At 38.3% G+C, this 19,645-nt stretch carries 8 protein-coding genes; 1 reads left to right on the forward strand and 7 read right to left on the reverse strand.

From position 1 onward, the window contains the following. Positions 1 to 47: 47 nt before the first annotated feature. From ABR854_RS06180 to ABR854_RS06200, 5 genes are all read right to left on the reverse strand, one after another. A complete protein-coding gene (locus ABR854_RS06180; protein ID WP_350264503.1) occupies positions 48 to 728 on the reverse strand; it encodes a head GIN domain-containing protein in 681 nt (226 codons plus the stop codon). A 67-nt stretch (positions 729 to 795) separates the two neighbouring features. Further along, positions 796 to 1,422 (reverse strand): RloB family protein, encoded by a 627-nt coding sequence (locus tag ABR854_RS06185; protein ID WP_350264504.1) that lies wholly within the window; start codon positions 1,420 to 1,422, stop codon positions 796 to 798. Continuing rightward, entirely contained in the window at positions 1,409 to 2,638 is a 1,230-nt protein-coding gene (locus ABR854_RS06190) for an AAA family ATPase (protein ID WP_350264505.1), read from the reverse strand. The genes ABR854_RS06185 and ABR854_RS06190 overlap by 14 nt, the downstream gene beginning before the upstream one ends. An 84-nt stretch (positions 2,639 to 2,722) precedes the next feature. Next, positions 2,723 to 4,627, reverse strand: coding sequence for a DUF3857 domain-containing protein (locus ABR854_RS06195; protein ID WP_350264506.1), 1,905 nt, complete (start codon positions 4,625 to 4,627; stop codon positions 2,723 to 2,725). A 49-nt stretch (positions 4,628 to 4,676) separates the two neighbouring features. Further along, on the reverse strand, positions 4,677 to 6,641 hold the full coding sequence (locus ABR854_RS06200; RefSeq protein WP_350264508.1) for a DUF3858 domain-containing protein: 1,965 nt from the start codon (positions 6,639 to 6,641) through the stop codon (positions 4,677 to 4,679). Positions 6,642 to 6,892: 251 nt separating this feature from the next. Between ABR854_RS06200 and ABR854_RS06205 the strand changes: the two genes are divergently transcribed. Continuing rightward, on the forward strand, positions 6,893 to 7,348 hold the full coding sequence (locus tag ABR854_RS06205; RefSeq protein WP_350264509.1) for a nuclear transport factor 2 family protein: 456 nt from the start codon (positions 6,893 to 6,895) through the stop codon (positions 7,346 to 7,348). Positions 7,349 to 7,529: 181 nt separating this feature from the next. On the opposite strand, the gene ABR854_RS06210 is transcribed toward ABR854_RS06205, so the two are convergent. Beyond that, positions 7,530 to 11,789, reverse strand: coding sequence for a beta strand repeat-containing protein (locus tag ABR854_RS06210; RefSeq protein ID WP_350264510.1), 4,260 nt, complete (start codon positions 11,787 to 11,789; stop codon positions 7,530 to 7,532). 192 nt (positions 11,790 to 11,981) lie between these two features. Continuing rightward, positions 11,982 to 19,616: a LamG-like jellyroll fold domain-containing protein gene (locus ABR854_RS06215; RefSeq protein ID WP_350264511.1), complete on the reverse strand. Its 7,635-nt coding sequence runs from the start codon at positions 19,614 to 19,616 to the stop codon at positions 11,982 to 11,984. Positions 19,617 to 19,645 lie beyond the last annotated feature (29 nt).

Here is a 19,645-nt window from a genome sequence, read left to right on the forward strand (position 1 = left end):
AAAGTATTTAGAGTCACGGTTTTCGAGTAAAACCGTGACTCTTTGTTTTAATTCATAGTCTTAACCGAACCTGCCCCCGAAGTACTTGACCTCACCGAAGCTCCTCCTTTATAGCGTACGCTACTTGCACCACTGGCATCAGCCACGATTTTACTGGTTACGAATAGTTTTATATCGCTTGCTCCCGAAGCATCAATATTGGCCGTAGCAACTTTATAATCTAAAGAATTAACGTTTGAAGCCCCCGAAACATCGGCATCAATGCTTTGCCCACTACCGATGAGTGTAAGACTCGATGCTCCCGAACAATCTATTGATAAAGCTTTGGCATTGACCTTAAAATTACCAATAGATGCCCCCGAAATACTGATAGACATTTTATCAGAACTGAAACCCGAAACAGTTGATTTTGAAGCTCCCGAAAAATCGACTTCAGTAAGTTTGGGCATTGTGATGGTTACATAAACTTCTTTACGGTTTTTATTCCCACTCCAGTTTGATGGAAAATGTAAATCAAGGGTACTGCCACTGACTTTACCGATGATTTCTTTGACATCTTGCTCACGTCCTCGTACATCAACTTTGTAGGTATTTCCTTGCGTAACAGTAATGATAAAGGCACTACCCATATTGAGTTTTTCGAAATCCTTGAGGTTGAAAGAGCGTTTTACTTCTTGTGCAAAGCTACAAGTGCTAATCAATAAAAATAATGTAAATAATTTCTTCATGCGTTTTATGTTTAAGTTTCTTATTAGATGTAATGAGTGAAAAGAATGTTGCATGAAAGTGGGAAAATTATTTTAAATCTTTCAAGAAAGAGATTAATTCATGGACGTTGGTATAAGCTTGTAACTGATAAGGCTTTAAACCATCGTTCAAATCATTTTGGTTTTGTTTAGTAGTCCAAGTAGCATTTTCAATGGCAAGACTAATTTTGTCTTTGAGGTTATGATAATTATTTCTGCTTTTTTCGTATTCGGGAAAGTGTTTTTGTCTAATATAACTGCCGATACTATCGCAATCGTTGAACAAACGTGTAGTTTTCTCAAAATGCAATAATACCCAGTATTCAAAGCATACAACCGAAAAGGCAATTTCAATTTCATTGACTGCTTGTTTTTCGTGGAATGTAGCAGGAATATTGGCGTGTCCGTCTCGGTCAAAAACTATCCAAACTTTTTCGTAAGGCATTTTATCTTTCTTGGCTTCTTTTATTCTTTTCTTTGCTTCGGCCAATAAACCAAGCGGAGAATGGTCTTTGGGTTTGTAAATTTCAATGCCCACACCCGAAAGCCGTCTTCTATTTTCATCGTCAGATTTATAACTTTTCAGATAGATTTCTTCGGTTTCGCCTTCAGTTAAAATCAGAATTTGGCGTGGAGGTTGAATCTGACGAGAAATTCTGGCTCTATTTCTGCTCATTTTTTTCTCTGAAGTTAAATACTAAATCGTGTTCGTTGATAATAGGCGTAGCACCGAAAGCTCCTTTTAAGTAATACTTTTCGAGAGGGACGCCCGCTCTAATTCCTTTCAAATCAGCCAGCGAATAGTAAGTAGATGCCCCATCATTGCCTTTTTCCGAAAACCAAATTTGGTCACGGCGGAAAAGCTCATTATCCAATAGCGATACATCGTGCGTAGCAAAAATCAACTGAGCACCATTTGGGTTAGTTTTTGGATTGTGAAAGAGGTTGATTAAAGTTTTGGTTAAAAGTGGGTGGAGGCTGTTATTAAATTCGTCTATGATTATTGTTCCCCCATCATCTAAAGCGTTACCAATACGCTCTGTTAAACCTAATAACTTTCTTGTTCCGAGCGACTCATCTTCCAAGTCAAAGTATGCTGTGCCTACAATACTTCCATTTTGATAAAGATTATGCAAAGGTTTGAATTTTAAAACTTTTTCACCGTTGACAATTTCTTCAATTTCTTTAAAACCGATTATCCCTGTATCTCCAGCATCTAATATTTTTTTATGACGTTCTTTAAATCCTTTGCTAATTGATAACTCAGAGTCGTACTCAAGCAAATCTTCTTCTTCTGCGAGTTCAATATACGACATGAAAAATATGCTAAGTTCATCAAAAACCTTATCTGAAAATATCATCATTTTAGCTAAAAATGCTTGATTTGGGAAAAGTGTTTCAGCTATATCGTTTAATCTCCCTATTTTAATGTCATTTCCAAAATCAATTTTCTTGTTTTGTTCTCTTATAAAAATTTTCTTCTCTCTACCATTAGGAAAAGAAAATAGACTTTCAAGAATGATATTTTCGCTTTCAAAGATAATTTTGTAAGTATATTTAATACTTTTTCTTGTTAGAAAAGTTATTTCAAACTCTGTTGGGAGATTAATACTATTTCTATCTAATTTGAAAGGTTCATATTTTTCTATTTTTTTCCCAAGCTTGTTTCGTTGAGAATGATTAACTAAATCAATCAATGCACCCATTGCTCGCAACAAATTACTCTTCCCCGAAGCATTTCTTCCGTAAATAATAGCTGAGGAAAGAGCCGAATGTTTACCATTATTTATGATATGTTCGGGTAATTCATCAATGCGTTTGATGGGTTGCATTGAGAAGGTTTGCTTATCTTTTATCGAGCGGTAGTTTGTGACTGAGAAATCTATGAGCATAGTAAAAGTAATTTTAAATCTAAAATTTGCAAAAAATGTGCAAATTTCAAAAATAAAACGAATTAATTTGGTGTTTTAGTTCATTTACATCTTCTTCACCAAAACAATCTGATTTTTGTCGGCTTTTACTATTTTCTTACGAAAATCAACAAATTCATTGAAGGCCGCCGCAGGATAACGCCCTTGAAGTAGCGTAATCTGACGAATATATAGAATCTTATCGCCCGTCATTTGCACGGTGGTTGTGTAAGTGCCAAATTTTGATTGTATTTTGCTTGGTTCGGGCAGATATTCCGACGAAAAACCCGTAGGAATCTGAAACGTAATACTATCGACATCCATGTAATTACCCGATAACTCAAAATCAACTTTGCGGTCGGGATTGGGTAGCGGAACTGTTCGGGTTTGATTTAAAAGATTGGGCGTCAGGAAAATCCTTGTGCCACTTTTATTCGAGATATTTCTAAGAGACAGAGTGATTTTTTCGCTGACACTCGGTATTTTTTCTCGTTTTTCGGTCAGCGAAAATTGCTTGATTTCGACACTCGAAAGGCTCAAATTATTGGTCAGCCATTTCTTTTGTTCATCCGTTCCGAGCGTGTGAATCACGCCTGCGTGCGAGTCTTGTTGCAAACCCGTTAGGCGAGTTTCGATTTCGGCTTCGGCCATGCCATCTTCGGTCAGTACAAATTTCCCTTTTCTTACCATCATGTTATCATTTGGTCTGTAAGTAGGTGTTTTTACGAGTTTTCCACCATTTTCTTGAATCAAAACTACGTGACGGTTGCTCGTGAAATCACTCAAATATCCAAAAGCATTGGTTTGGCTCGTACATTCAAGCCAAAGAGTGTCTTTAGGTTGTGGTACACACAAAAAGACGTGATTGAATTGAAACGAAGGAAAATCGGTCAGAATATCGTCGGCATCATCGCCTGCTTTTACGAGTGCTTGGTATGATTTTATGCCCAATTCTCGGAGCATGCCCATCGTAAAAGTCGTGAGGGCTTTGCAGTCGCCGTAGCCTTTGTTAGCTACATCTTCCGACTTCATTGACTGCCAACCTCCAATGCCCAACTGAATACTCACGTAGCGAGTATTGGCCTGTAAATATTCATAAACCTTTTTTATTTTCTTGGTTTCATCGGTTTCGCTCCTAACCAAATCTTTGATTTTCGTTATCAATTCGGCAGGGAGTTTTTCACGCTCTTTATTAAGATTGCCGTAGAATTTTGCTAAATCAGCCCAAGACTGAATATTTCCTTCGTAATCATCAACTTTGAAAAGGGTAGGAGCGGTGTAAACGGTTGGTAAAATCTCGCTCAGACTTGGACTGTAAGGTTCTTTCTCAACAGCTTTTAGGTTATTCACTTCCCATGAATACAGAAATTTTTCGCCATCTCGACCCATCACTACTTTACTGGGCATATTTTGCTCCTTGTAACGTAACTGCACGCCATTGGGCATTGAAACCGTAAACGATGACCTCTCGACCGAAGTAGCTTCTGCATTATACGGAATCGCTTCCCAACTTGGGTAAAACATCATATTTTTGGTTGTGTATTCATAAAAAAACACAATCGTGTAAGGGTATTTTGTATGCGTCAAACTGGCATATTTTACAAAACTATCATCAATATTATTTGCTCCCGATGAGCCACCAATACTTTCGATGTCGGCACGTTTGAGGCTCTTGATTTTTTTGCCTGTTTCGTCATACAGTTGGGCTTCCATATCGTTTACTTTCGTGAATTTGTTGTATGGAATCACGAGGGTGGCGTGCTGTTCGCCTTTTTCGTCCAGAATCGTGATTGCCCCCTCTACTTTCGTGACAGCCGAACCTATGTCTTTCACAATAAATGAAGTTATGTGTTCACGCACAACGGCATGGGCTTTTTCTTTGAGTTCGGCAGGGATTGACGAAACTGGATATTTCTGTGCAAAAACACTCGAAAATGGTAGTGTTATAAGGAAAAAGAGTGTTTTTGTCATGGTTGAGTTATATTGATTGTGAAAGAAAAATAGTAATTAAAAGTTTTTTCTATTGTTTCTTCAAGACTATTTGTTCGTTGTGTTTTTTTACGATTTGGTCATAAAACTCCTTTAAAAATGGGTATTCTTCTGGAGCATATTGAGCTTTTCGAAAACTCAAACGACTCAGAACCGAAATTGTATTTTCTCGTACGGTTACAGCATGAGTAAATCTACCTCCTCCTTCGGGCAGAGTGAGTGATACACTTTGCGGTTTTTCTATGACACTATAACCCGCTGGTATTTCATAATTTGCCATGAAAGTCTCATCGATTGGCATTGCAAAATCAATCGGATAGGTGCGTTCGGTATCCTTGAATGGATTTTCGGTGTGTCCTTCCGAAAGCATTGGTTTTAAATACATCATATTACCAGCCTTTGTTACGAAATCGGTCATTGTTACTTCATACTTTGCTTCCATTTGTTGGCTAATATCATCATTGTTTTGGTATTCGGCTTTGCTAATTGTCCAGTTAGTTTTAGCTTTTTTTACTTCTTCCAAAAATTTCTCTTTGCCTTCTTTTTTGAAAGTTTGTCTGGCACCCCAAGCACTGTATCCAGAGTACGATTTCGTAAACTGCCCTTTCATTTCGCCCTCTTCGTCTATTTTCATTTCGGCTTTTTCAAATTCAACATCACGTTCGGTTGGTTCGAGCGATACAAGACGTGGAAAAGTTGGATGTACTAACCAGCCATTATGATTGAGGCATTGATAAGGCAACATTCCTACTTTCAGAAACTCGTCGGTGGCATCAATTAGCAAATCTTTTCCATTGTTATCTATGTGGGCAACTACATAGTTGAAGCGACGCATCAAAGCATACTGCTCGTGAATACGGCCGTGGTCACGGGTACTCAGAATCACTGGGTTGGCATCGAAACCTATTTCTCGAAGTAAGGCAATAAGCATGAGATTGATGTCGGCGGCATCGCCAGTTTTTTTGTCGTGGATTTTTCGTAAACCTGTGCTATAAATACTTCGTTCGCCATTCCATTTTACTGTTTTCACTATATAGTCAACGGCTGCTTGCATACGAGCAGTAGAATCTCTGTGTTTGGTTTTTATCTCGGAAGCAATGTCTTTCAGAAAACCAGTACGTTTGAGTTGTTGGCCAAAATCTTCGCTTTCGAGGAGCGTTTTATTCAAATTTGCATAATCGAGCGAAAAATCTTTCATCAATACATTCGGCCAGTTTACGCTTGCCAACTCAAAGTCGATTTTTGAAAGGTAGTCGCTTTCGGTAGTAATATAAGACTCGTCACGGAAGGCGGGAGCATCAAGCACAACGAAGTGGTATTGCAAACCATTGATATTAAATTCGCTGATATTGACATCTTTATTTTCGTTGAGAGCCAAAGGCAGATAACCATTCATAATCATACGATAATAGAAATATGCAGGAATAGTGATTCTATATTCGCTACGTTCAACTGGGATTCCTTGTTGGAAATACCAAGTAGCTGGATTATTACTAATTGGCATTGGTGTTTGTTTTTTGTAGCTATATTCAATCACTGAGCCTTCCTTGATATTGGGCATTGAAATTTTTGTATAATAGATACTTTCTGAGGCTTTTTCCTGAAAAATCATATCTTTAGTTAATTTTTCTTTGGTAGGTGAGCCATTATTATCGTTGTAAGTGTAGCCTTTAATATCACTCAAGAATTCTTGGATAGTGCCATTGACACGCACCACAGGAATTTTGATAGATCCTCGCTCCAAAGCTGATTTTTTTAGAATTTTGATGCGTTCATGAATGATTTGAGTGATAAAAATATTACTGCCCATAATTTCGAAATAGGTTTCGCCGCCATCATACAAAACTACGGCTTCGGCCGAAGAATCTTTAGGGTAAACTTTCATTTTAATGGTTTCAGGCAGTACGTCTCCAAATTTCACAGGAGCAGGTTTTTGAGCAAATAATGATGATGTCACTAAGAAGCACACAGAAAGAGTTGTAATAATTTTCAGCATAAAGAAATGAGTTTAAGAAAAGTGTTGGTTTAGTATGGAAGAATAATAAGTTGCTGGAGGAAATTATTATTGAACCCTACGTTTGGCACTAAAATAAGCAAATTTTGTACCCACCTAATCATTTCAGGGAAATATTTTTTGAGCATTTATTACCAAGAATTTACCCGAAACAGTTGAATCTATTTTGAGATTCAATCTTTTTTGTACTTTTGGTTGTAAATTTTTTCATCATTCACTCTAAACTATTCATTATGAAAAAACTATTGACTTTATTGATGCTCACGGCAGCAACTCAATCATTTGCTCAAACCGACGAAGAGCAAATAAAAGCAACCATTAATCAAGTGTTCGATGGTATGCGTAAGAGCGATTCGAGCCTTGTGCGTGCAGCTTTACATCCATCTTGTTCACTCAAATCTATTGGAAAAAGTAAAACTGGAGAAGTGCGTCTGCAAGAAGATGCAATTTTGGGTTGGCTAAAACAAATAGGAACTAAGCGAGAAGGTGTAATTTTGGATGAAAGATTGACAAGTTATGATATAAAAGTTGATGGAGAAATGGCAATGGCTTGGACTCCTTATGAGTTTTATGTCAATGATAAATTTAATCATTGTGGGGTAGATTTATTTACAATGATGAAAACCGATAAGGGCTGGAAAATTGTGGGTATTGTTGATACCCGTAGGAAAGAAAATTGTGTAAAGTGAGAGCATGGTTATTAGTTATCGGTTGATTAATTACTGGTAAAAAAAGACCCTAAGAGCATTGGCTTTTAGGGTCTTTTACTAATAAATGTTTACGAAAAATCTGCAGTGCTTGCATCTGTATAATCTGCACCCCATTTTTTTGCCACAAAAAAGGAGAGTATTTTAATTTATTGATAGTCAATTAATTACAGCCTTTTATTTCTGCCTTAAATACACTTCCACTATTTGCTTCAAAGCCTGCATTTAATGAAATTGCATTCCCTGCTTGATAGCTGACATTCGCAGGGGCAATGATTTTATTACTCGCTGATAATGTCTGGGTAGCTTTGTTGGTCACTGTGCCAGTCGATATATTTTGCAAAATATTTGAAGTGACTGGATTGACTGTTACCGCACTCATTGTTGGGTTTCCGACTGCTATTTGGTTAGAAGATGCCACTCGAATCAGATAATTTGTTCCTTCAGCGATATTTGCGGGTATAAAACAAGAAACGGTACCTGTCGTATTAGATGTTCCGATAGTAGTTGGGTTTTGGAATGAGCCGTTGGCATCAGATAATTGTACTTGGAATTGATTAACTTGGTTGAAATTTCCAGAAGTAGTAAAACTTACATCAATGTTGCTGCCCGCACAAATACTTTGTGATGAAATTGTTGGCATTGAAATAATGCCAAGTGCTCCAACGACTTTGAAGGTAGTCACAACTGGGCCATAGACAATTGCTCCATTTTTATCATCTTGAGCATATCCAGTTACTGTCAAAGTATAATCACCAGGGATGAAGTTTCTACCAAAAACATCTTCCCCTTCATTGCTAAAAAGAGCAAAATATGGTAAGTTCTGAACCGTTAAATAGTTCAATTCTGGCCCAACGATTTTCATCTCAAAACTTTCAATATTTACTGTCGGACAAACAGGGGTCACAAGAATAGAAGATTGTTCTGGAATTTGTTGGAGAACCATTCCATTACTCAACGGAAATACTGCTTGGTGTGGATTTCCAGCTTTTACATAACTGTAATCAACGATTCTCTGTGGGCTACACGGAGAAAAATCATTGACTATTACATTGGTTGTTGCAGTAGCTGTACAACCATTTATCGAAACAGTTACGCTATAAATTCCACTGTTTTGCAAGGATGCATTTGGAATCGTTGGTGATGAAACCAGACTTGTAAAATTATTGGGACCTGTCCAAGAATAATTAGGCCCATTACTGGCATTTAGATTGATAGTTTGACCAACAATATATGGACCTCCATTACTTGCTTGTGCTGTTGGAGCTACTTTTATTTCTAAACCTGTGATAAGTAAACTCGCTTCGCTCACACAACCGTCAACGGTACATGTTGCAGATAGAGAGTAAGTTCCAATTGCTGATAATGTGATTGTTGAACCAGTTGAATTATCAGACCATGTAACCGCTCCAGCACAACCACTTGCTGTTAAAGCTAATGTACTTGGAAAACAAACAACTGCTTGGCTCGGCATGCTAATCACAGGAACAGGGGGCTTGGGTTTGATAATTACTGAAGTAGTAGCAGTAGCTGTACATCCATTTACATCAGTAATAGTTACGCTGTAAACACCCGATAATGAAGTTGTAGCATTGATAAAAGATGGATTTTGATTGGCTGACGTATAAGCATTCGGCCCCGTCCAAGCGTAAGAATTTCCAGTTTCACTTCTTGTATTTGTTGCGGTAAGGTTAAGCGTAAATCCAGTACAAATTGGTGAATTATTAGCTACACTCGGTGTTGGTAGAGGATTTACAATCGCATTTGTAGTAGCAGTAGCTGTACACCCATTTACATCAGTAATAGTTACGCTGTAAATACTTGATAATGTAGTTGTGGCATTGGCAAAAGATGGATTTTGATTGGCTGATGTATAAGCATTTGGCCCCGTCCAAGCGTAAGAGTTTCCAGTTTCACTTCTTGTATTTGTTGCGTTAAGATTGAGAGTAAACCCAGTACAAATAGGTGAATTATTAGCTACACTCGGTGTTGGTAGAGGATTTACAATCGCATTTGTGGTAGCAGTAGCTGTACACCCATTCGCATCAGTAATAGTTACGCTGTAAGTACCAGACATCGAAGTATTCGCATTCGTTATAGATGGGTTTTGATTAGTTGAAGTATAAACATTAGGCCCCGTCCAAGCGAAAGAGTTTCCAGTTTCACTTCTTGTATTTGTTGCGGTAAGATTGAGAGTAAACCCAGTACAAATTGGTGAATTATTAGCTACACCCGGTGTTGGTAAAGGGTTTACGGTTACGCTTGTAGTAGCAGTAGCTGTACACCCATTCGCATCAGTAATAGTTACGCTGTAAGTACCAGACATCGAAGTATTCGCATTCGTTATAGATGGGTTTTGATTAGTTGAAGTATAAGCATTAGGCCCCGTCCAAGCGAAAGAGTTTCCAGTTTCACTTCTTGTATTTGTTGCGGTAAGATTGAGAGTAAACCCAGTACAAATTGGTGAATTATTAGCTACACCCGGTGTTGGTAAAGGGTTTACGGTTACGCTTGTAGTAGCAGTAGCTGTACACCCATTCGCATCAGTAATCGTGACACTATAAGTTCCAGACATCGAAGTATTAGTATTCGTTATAGATGGGTTCTGATTACTTGAAGTATAAGCATTAGGCCCCGTCCAAGCGTAAGAATTTCCAGTTTCACTTCTTGTATTTGTTGCGTTAAGATTGAGAGTAAACCCAGTACAAATTGGTGAATTATTAGATACACTTGGTGTTGGTAGAGGATTTACAATCGCATTTGTGATAGCAGTAGCTGTGCATCCATTTACATCAGTAATAGTTACGCTGTAAGTACCCGACATCGAAGTATTCGCATTCGTTATAGATGGGTTCTGATTACTTGAAGTATAGGTATTAGGTCCAGTCCAAGAGTAAAAGTTTCCATTTATGTTTCTTGTATTCAACGACGTAAGATTGAGCGTAAAACCAGTACAAATAGGAGTATTGCTTCCAATCGTTGGAATCGGTAATGGATTGACTATCACAGGAGTAGATGTTGTAGCTGTACATCCATTTACATCAGTAATGGTTACACTATACCCACCCGATAAAGCAACGGTTGTTTCTGAGAATGAAAGATTTTGGCTGGTTGATGAATAAGCATTCGGCCCTGTCCAGCTATAAGTATTACCTGTATTGCTTCTCACGTTGGAAGAATTAAGAGTCAAAGGCATTGCCGTACAGACAGGCGAATTAGTAGTAATATTTGGAATAGGTAAAGGATAAATAGAAACTGCTGCTGAAGCACTTGGACAACCTTCAGTAGAGGGTAGCATTGTTACCGAATAAACATCATTTGCTTTTGCATCATTTACTTGTAAAACATTGATAGTAGCAATAGCCAGACCGCCAGTAGTGGCCGCATAAATATTATTTCCTAAGGAAAAAGCATAATTTATGGTATTTGTTCCTAAACCGTCAGTTGTATTTTTATTGACAAAGAAGGTATTGCCATTATCATTTGACAAACTCAGACCTCCTACTGTGGAAGCATAAACGAAACCTCCAATGGCAAAAACGCTTGAGACATTGTTATTACCTAAACCATTAACAGTAGTTTTATTGCTAAAGGTATTACCGTTATCTGTTGAAATGCTTAGTCCACCCGATGTTGCTACATAAAGTACATTACCAACTTTATATACATCGTTTACATTATTATTACCTAAACCATTGGCAGTAGTTTTAGAAATAAAATTAGCTCCGGCATCAGTTGAAATACTCAATCCAGTAGCGGTGGCTGCGTAAATATTAGTACCTTCGACGAAGACTCCACGAACACTACCTATCGCATTATTAGTAAAACTAACACCTGCGTTAATCGAAATACTAAGTCCAGATAAAGTGGCGGCATAAATATTATTACCCGCAGCATCTACAAAAACATCATTGACAATATTACTACCTAAACCATTAGCAGTTGTTTTATTACTGAAAGTAGCTCCATTGTTATCTGAGATACTTAAACCACCAGCAGTGGCTGCATATATCTTAGTCGAACTCACAAAAAGACCATTAACGAGGTCGTTTCCTAAACCGTTAGCAGCTTTGGTTTTATTACTAAAAGTACTGCCCGAGTTGGCCGAAATACTCAGACCAAGGTTAGTGGCGGCGTAGATATTACTTCCTATTGCATACACTTCATGGATATTATTATCACTCAAACCTGTTTCGGTGGTTTTATTGGTGAAGATTGGTTGAATGACATTGTTTAATTTCCATGTATAAAATGGAGTTAAACCGCCATTGGTTGGTGTAGCTGTAAGTAATTCACTTTTCCCCGCACAGAAACCAGTAAAATTCACACTTACGGAAGGTGAATTCACACAAATAGATTGAGCTTTAGCAATGATTATGCTATTAAAGAATAGTATAATATAAAGTAGATGTTTATTTTTCATGATTGCGATTTTGTAGAGAAAATGCTTCAGAATGCCTATCTGATATTTTGAAAATATTCCACCCTTAAAAAGAGTGGAATAAACGACATTATTTTACCACCAAAGAGATATCGTTTAGTTAAAGATTGGAATATTCTCAAGAGTTTATAAAAATCTTTAACTAAACAATACTGTTTTTGAGGTTTTGTGTTTTTAGTTATTACAACCTTCTATTCGTCCAGTGAAAACAGTACCCGATTTTGTTTCAAAGCCAGGCTTTAACTCAATCGTATTTCCACCTTTGTATTCTAAACGGATACCCGAATTGACAACTGCTTGTGATGAGATAGATACGGCTTTTACTATATCATTAGTACTTTCTGTAACATTTCGCACAACTATATCCAGACAAGCACCTTGTTTCATTCGTTGGAAACAGAAGGTAGTCTGCCCATCACCAAAGTTCGGACAGTTCAAGGCAAAGGCATCAATACAATATTTACCAGTCCATGATGTATCACGCATGACCGCCGTAATAACGCCGTTATTGTTTGTGATTGATAAAGGCGAAACATCCAAAGGAGTAGGAGTGATATAATCACCCAATTCTTTATTGTTTTTGTACATCACACCCGATTTTACTACAAAGGTTTTCTTCATTACACTTGAGTAATACTTCACATCAATTGGTGTCTCTGTTGAAGTAACCCCTCCTTTTATGGTAAAGTTGAAGACGCTGAATTGACTATCAAACGTAGCACAACCTACTGTCAAGCCAGTTGTTGGGTTGACAAATGATAGTACGTCATTATTCGAAACGAAAGTAGAACGCTCATTGTACTTGATTTTCATTACACCTGTCATGTTGCCTTCAAGCCCTGTTTGTGAAACGCACACTGGCTTGGTTTCAGTGCTAATTGGCAATACACTACTAAATGTAAATGAACCACATGCGGTTGATTGTCCGCTAACCGCACTTGGTATTGAAACAGTTGGGAAAATTTTCGTTGGTTGCCAGATTAATTGGTCTTTAATGTTAATTGTAATCGGTACCAAATTGGCAGTCTCTAAATCAAAAACAATTGGATCTTCAACTAAACCCGCCAGTGTTTCTGATTTAAACGAAATCGTTCTATTGAGGTTATACTCTTTTTGTCTATCAGCTTTGTACAATTTAAAGTTGATAGTTGTTTCATCTTCAAAATAGATAGTCTGGAAAAATAATCTATCTTTTGTGTATGCAATAGATTTATTAACACCAACCAATTGGCCATTAATATATGCTCTTAATTCGTCATCAGCATCAATTGTCATTCCGTTGACTTTACCAATTAGGTTCATTGTTAATTGGTATTTGGTGAAGTCAAAAGTCATAGGGGCTTCTTGGACAGCCTGTGCTGCTAAGGTCTCTGGCCTAATTGCTTCTACTGGTCGGTTGCCTGTGCTTGTCGGATAGACAAGTGTTCCCGCATTGCTGATTTTCAACAGATATCCTTTGAGTGGTTCTAAGAAATTTAAGTTACCAATCCAACCAATCCCAGCCACATACTGAGCAAACAAAGTTTGGCTTTTAATGATATCTCCATTTAGCGGCGTTAGACCTCGGAATGCTTGAGTGACCGTCATGCCCGTTGAAGGTACATAACCCACCCAGTTCCAGCCTGGAGATATAGTTATTGGAAACTCTTCAGTGAGATACGGACTCCCTTTCATACAAATGGTGTCTTTTTCAGCCACATTAATCATGTAGCGTTTCTGAGGTGTGATGTCAATCAAACTACCTTTCCAATCATTGATTGGGCTACCATAATACTTCGCACTGAAATCTTCGCTCTTGATGAGTGTACCAGATTTTAACTTTAAAGAAGCGAGTACATTCGATACTGTATTTCCTTCTGGCAAATTAAGATTAAACGATACCCAGTTCCATCCTTTATTTAATGGAATACATTTCTTGACAACATTGATCACCTTAATAGTATCAGGCTCAATTGGGCTACCAACTAATGCTCCAGTTTGGAAGTTTATTCGATTGATTACCTCAACGTACTCATTACATTTATCTCCGTCCCAAACACGGAATTCGATTGGCTTATCGTTGTCTGCTTCGTCTCCAAAAACGGTCATAAATACTAACCAACGATTACTCTCATCTTTGGGTTTACCCGTTAATCCATCAATAGTAGCATCGGCGGCTGGTATATTTCTGTAATAGCTTACCTTACCAACACCTCTAATCTGACCATCAATTTTAGCAACGATGACATCTGAAGGGTCAACCGAGAATTTATCGAAAATGCTCAATCTTGTGACGATATTCATCGAACTCTCAAACTGCGAAGGATTGTCAACTACATAATTTGGTTGTGGACAACGCACACGGTAGTCGATACTCAAAGGTTCTTTGCCTTTCGAACCAACTAAGTTAAATGTAGCAGTATAATCACCAATCAAGAGGTCTTCTTGGAATGTGAGTGTTACATCTGCTGTTTGTCCAGGGTTTAATGTACCCGTTGAAGGGGTAACTGTCAACCATGAAGGCACATTTTCCATACGGAAACTGGCGATACTACCCCCACGATTACGTACCTGACGCTTCACCGAGAAAGGTTTTAATACTTCATTAGTTTCTATGACATCAGTACCTATCCACTCAAGGTTATTTTGGTTAACAGCAAACTCCCATTTGATGGTTTTGGCAATCATATTACCTGCTTTATCTCTGATTGCAGCCGCTTGATGGTTAGGGTTTTGAACCAACATGGCATCGTCATAATCCTTTCCACTTACTATTACCCTAAACGCACGGTTCTCGAAGAAAACAGGGTTAATATTTGGTGTAATGATAATTTTATTACCCACACAAGTGATAGTTGCATCAACGAGTGCATTGGTTGTGGCATCGTAAAGACCAATGGTATTATTAGCCAAAATATCGGCTTGTACTACCTTATCACAATTAATATTTTCGTTGAAAGTAATAGAAATTTCATCACCTGGGTCCCAAGTGCCATCGCCTGGCTCTGGTACGCCGAACACTACTGGTGGGGTTCGAGCCACTTCCCCTTTCACAACGGTTGAAATACCTGGTGCTAAAGTTGGGTTAAAACACTCTGCCACAGCACGAATTTCATAAGGACCATCTTTTAAAAGGGATGTATTCCATTGTTTGATTGTAAAAACATCTCCTAAATCGGCTTTGGGGGTTTCGTTGATATTAATCCATGAGCCATCACCACCAATAGGACGGTATTGTAAACGTATTAATTTGAGGTCATCATCTCCTTTATTATACTCATTAAGTGTTACACTCAAGTTATTTTCAGCGGCAGGAGTAACTACAAATCCTTGAAGCGGGAAACTAATATCGACTGGGCTACAAGGTTCGATAAAAGAAACATTCAAGGCTACTTCTTGATAGAAAGTACTGTCAATGTCTTCTTTTGAGTTTTGATTTGGTACTCCTGTTTCACATTCACTATAAAAAGCCAGTTTTATATCGCTATAATTAAAGTCAACAGGGCCTTTCTCAACCGTTACGGTTGCCGTAATGGCTTCGCCTTGGTTCAATACATAAGATACTGGTTGTAGCAGATTCTGCCCATCTACTTTGATGATTGCTCCTCTTGGATTTGTACCCGTTACGACTCCCAATTTATAAGTCATTTGGTCGCCAGAGTTTACGGCTTGCCCAATATTACCAAGTGTAACCGTAAATACAGCATCTGTATTGGCAGGCACATTTATTGCATTATTTCTATCAATTTGTAGAGCAACACCTTCACGAGGAGCGGTTTTGACTTCGTGCGGACACATTGACTCACCGTTCTTCGTAACAAACCTCATACTCACACTCATGGCATCTTCTTTACGAGGATCGCTATTGAAATTTGACTTATAAATATCCACAGTAAAGTTATCTCCGAGGTCATCATCGGCAAGTGTATAGCTGTACGTTGTTGTCTCGGTATTGGTTATACCATGCGAGCCAGAGTATGTACCACCAATATCCAAAGTAAAGCTACTTGTAGCATCGTTTGAGAAGAATGTTGCTTCTAATTCGTTGCTATACTCAAAACCAGCGTTAAACTCCCAAGTCTGATAAGTATCTGTTGTTTTTTCAGCAGATAGGGTCTCAGTATATGATGCCCCAGCATCAAATGAGATGTTTCGATGAAGCGACCAATCTCTTTGCAAAATAACCCCAAGTTCTTGGAGGTTGCCACCTTCTTGGTCGTCATTAATTATATTTTTCCATCTTTCCACATCTTTGGTTCTGCCCAAAGCTTCTAACGACGGAATCACGTCATTCTCAATAAAATGTCTGGTATAGACATATTTTGTGCCGAATGTTGTTGGTGATACATTATACTTAATGTTGGTCTTGATTTGGCAAGAATTACGGTCATAGTAAACTTCGTCATTAAGACCAAACTCAAAGTTCATCGAAGCTCCCACAAAAATATCGGCATCTCTACCCACAATCCTGTCATCGGCGGCAGTCGAGAAAGTTTCGAGGGTTGATATGCAGAAACTCTTGTCTTCTCCACCACCTACACTTTCAGAGAAATATCCTTTGAATGAATGCGTATTTACCGCACCATTTTCTTCAATAGTACCGCCAAATGGTGTACCTTGATAGGTAGTAACTTTTTTACCAACCTCAATAGAATATGATTTATCAAGAGATACACTCTGGAAACCAGCATTCGACCAGTTTTGACAAGTTGTACTACCCTTTTCGAGTGTCGTAAAGCTGGCATCGCCTGGTGGGTCACGCAAAATGAAGAATGGTTTTGTAGAAGGTGCTTCGGTTGTGAACGTGGTCGTACGAGAGCGTTCACCCACAACGATTACAGTATCAATTGCCGAGGCTGTTGCACCATTTACATTTGCCACAATTTGCATAGTTTTGTAGTGCGGAGCTATGATATTTGGCAATCCTGCATAAAATTCATAAACATGCACCACCGAATCCATCGTAACTTCTTCAACGGCTTCTTTTGTTTTTACTGAAATACCAACTTGGTTATTGATAGTCAATTCGGCATTATTCAAATAACATTTTCCACCATCATAGTTTTCATAAACTTTGATACGTTTTTTATGTGGTGTTTTGAACGTATTAGTATTTTGCTGAATAAACGGTACGGTCAAGTCTTCGCAAGCGAGTGGAAATTTATCAATCTCAACATTTGGCGGAGCAATGTAAATAAAGTCTGTTGTATCAGATACAGCATCTCGCAAGTCAACTTCATAACCACCCTTGGCTTGGAAATAGTTATAAATAACTGAATTAGAATGTTCTACTACACTTACTCTAAATGCTCTTGCTGGTAAATCTCTAAAAATAAATTTTCCATCTGGGTTACGTAGCGTATCTGTACGTTCAAAACACCCATCAAGTGTTGCCACTTTCACAACGACTCTTGCTCCTTCTGGGATAATAGATTTTCTACACTCCTCATTTCCTGCTACTTGACCCATGATGGTGCGTTTTGTATTATCTAAGAATACAATGCCAGCTTTAGGTGCTTGTATTTTACGAATTTCAAAGAAACTTGGCGAAAATTTATGGTCACCATATTCGGCAGCAAGTTTGATAGTGCGACCTGGCTCAAAGTCAGCACTCCACTTTCCGTCTTTATCTGTATAAATCGGAGGAAAGTGAGTTTGTCCATTAACTTTTACTTCGATATTCTCCTCAAAACAAAAAGTATTAGCAAAACGTACATATCCAGAGACATTTACTGTTGAAACATCTCTAAAATCTATACTACCAACAGCCGTGTTACTCGTATTTAAGTTGACTACACGTACATTTGGCTCAAATTCATGAAGTTTTGTTTCTTTTCTACGGGCGTTATTGCTCCAAGACGCTTTTGTGATAGTACCCTCTCTTGGTACAGCAGCACCGAAATTGATAGCAGCATAATCATAAACCTTTGTGTCTGTTCCTTCATTAAGGTCGAAGTAACTCCATTGTAGTGCCGTAGTTGAATCTTTAGGTAGTCCTACTACGAAATGCTCTTGAATGGTATTTTGTGGTAATGCTGTTTTGTAAATAACAAATTCATCTACCAAACCCGTATAAAATTTACCAGTAGCGGCATCGGTTGAATTAGTAGCCAACAGCCACGGACTTCCATTTTGCCAGTTGGATGTACCAGCAAACGAAACAGTTCCTTTCAATTCGCCCTCTAAATAGACCTTTGCACTACCAGCCGAATTATCAAGAGTTACCGCCAAATGATAATATTTGGCTCTGATTGCTCCCAAATCAGTAGTAGTACCGTTTAGGTTTAAGAAAAGTTTACCATTGTCAATGTAGGCTTCGTAAAGGTTACCTTTTGAAAGTACAGTTTGACGAGATTTTAAGTCGAATGGATAAAATAATACCTCAACAGTCGAAGTATCAGGCATGTCATAATCAGTTAGATTACCATAAGATTTATCAACAGCATTAAATTCGAGAGCGGAGTTAAACTCAAAGTTTTTGATGGGGGTTGCTCTAAAGCCTTCGTTTTGGCTATAGTTTACACCGTCAATTACATAATAACCCGTTACATCGGTTATACCCGCACTATAAACCTCTGGTTTATCAGATGAAAATGTTGCCCCATAGACATTGGCATTAGTCGGAAGTGTTGTATTATCAAACACTTTTACGCCAATGCCTTCATCCATTTTCCAGTAAGAAACCAAACCCAACTCAGATTTTGATACCGAGCGGTTTTTAGTGTTATTGACCTCAGTCTGAGTAAGTGGGCGGTTATAGACTCTAATATCATCAATTTTTCCTTTGAAGAAACCATTGTTTCCGATTTTACTACCGATATTCAGGTAGTTTTTTTCACGAACGATACTTGCTGGTTTTGTTCCAATAAAAACACCATCAACCATTACCGACATCGCTGTGCCATTATAAACCATCGTCACTTGGTGCCAGTCGGTTACGTTAAATGGGTTGGTTGGCAAGTTGGGTAAATAATACTTTAATGAATCGCTTCCTGTGCCATTACCGATGTGGAAAATATAACCTTTGGCTTCATTGCTTGGTGTTGTCGTAATCCACCAGTTTTTGTTTAATGAGCTACCCCAGTCAATAATTGCTCCTTCGTTGTTTACATCGCCGAGTTTTACATAGGCCGAAACCGTGAATTTATCGGTCGGGAATTCATCATTGTATGTAACACAAAGTTCATCGTTTACACCATCAAAAGCCATCGAATTTCCTGTGAGTGGAGTCAGACGAACTTCAACTCCGGGTACTGGATTACCCGAATTGGTTTCAACTTTTCCGCTCACAACTCCATTGGGGTTTACGAAACCTACAAATTTAGAAGGACTACCAACCCCAAAGATATTTTTGGCTATGATGCTATATTCATAAAACTCACCTGCTTGGGTATTAAAATCTAAAAACTCACGTACATCTTCTCCTAAATCGGCTAAGAATGAGCCATCTCGGTATAAGACAAAGCCAGTTGGTGGCGTAGAAAGTGGGTTCACATTCCATGCAACCTTTATTCTGTCTTTGAAATCTCCCTGCGAGGCTATCAAGATTGGTGGCTGTGGAGGTAAAAACCACGGACTATACACACCAAAACCTGCTTGATAGCTCTGTGAAAGCATATTCTGACGGGTGGCCAAAGGCTGACCTACCACAAAAGTAGAGCGGTTGAATGCCGAGTAGGCATTCGTGACAGAGCCATAATTGAAATACAGCTCGCCGAATATTTTTTTATTCTCGTTTGGGTCACATAATGTATCGGCTTGGGCAAAAGTTTTTTGCCAACCAAACAGCATGAGCCAACCCAAGAGAACGTAGAGTATTCTCTTTTGCATAAAATTTTTAATTTAAGAATTGACTAATA

Source organism: Emticicia sp. W12TSBA100-4 (genome assembly GCF_040253585.1).
Classification (GTDB): Bacteria; Bacteroidota; Bacteroidia; order Cytophagales; family Spirosomataceae; genus Emticicia.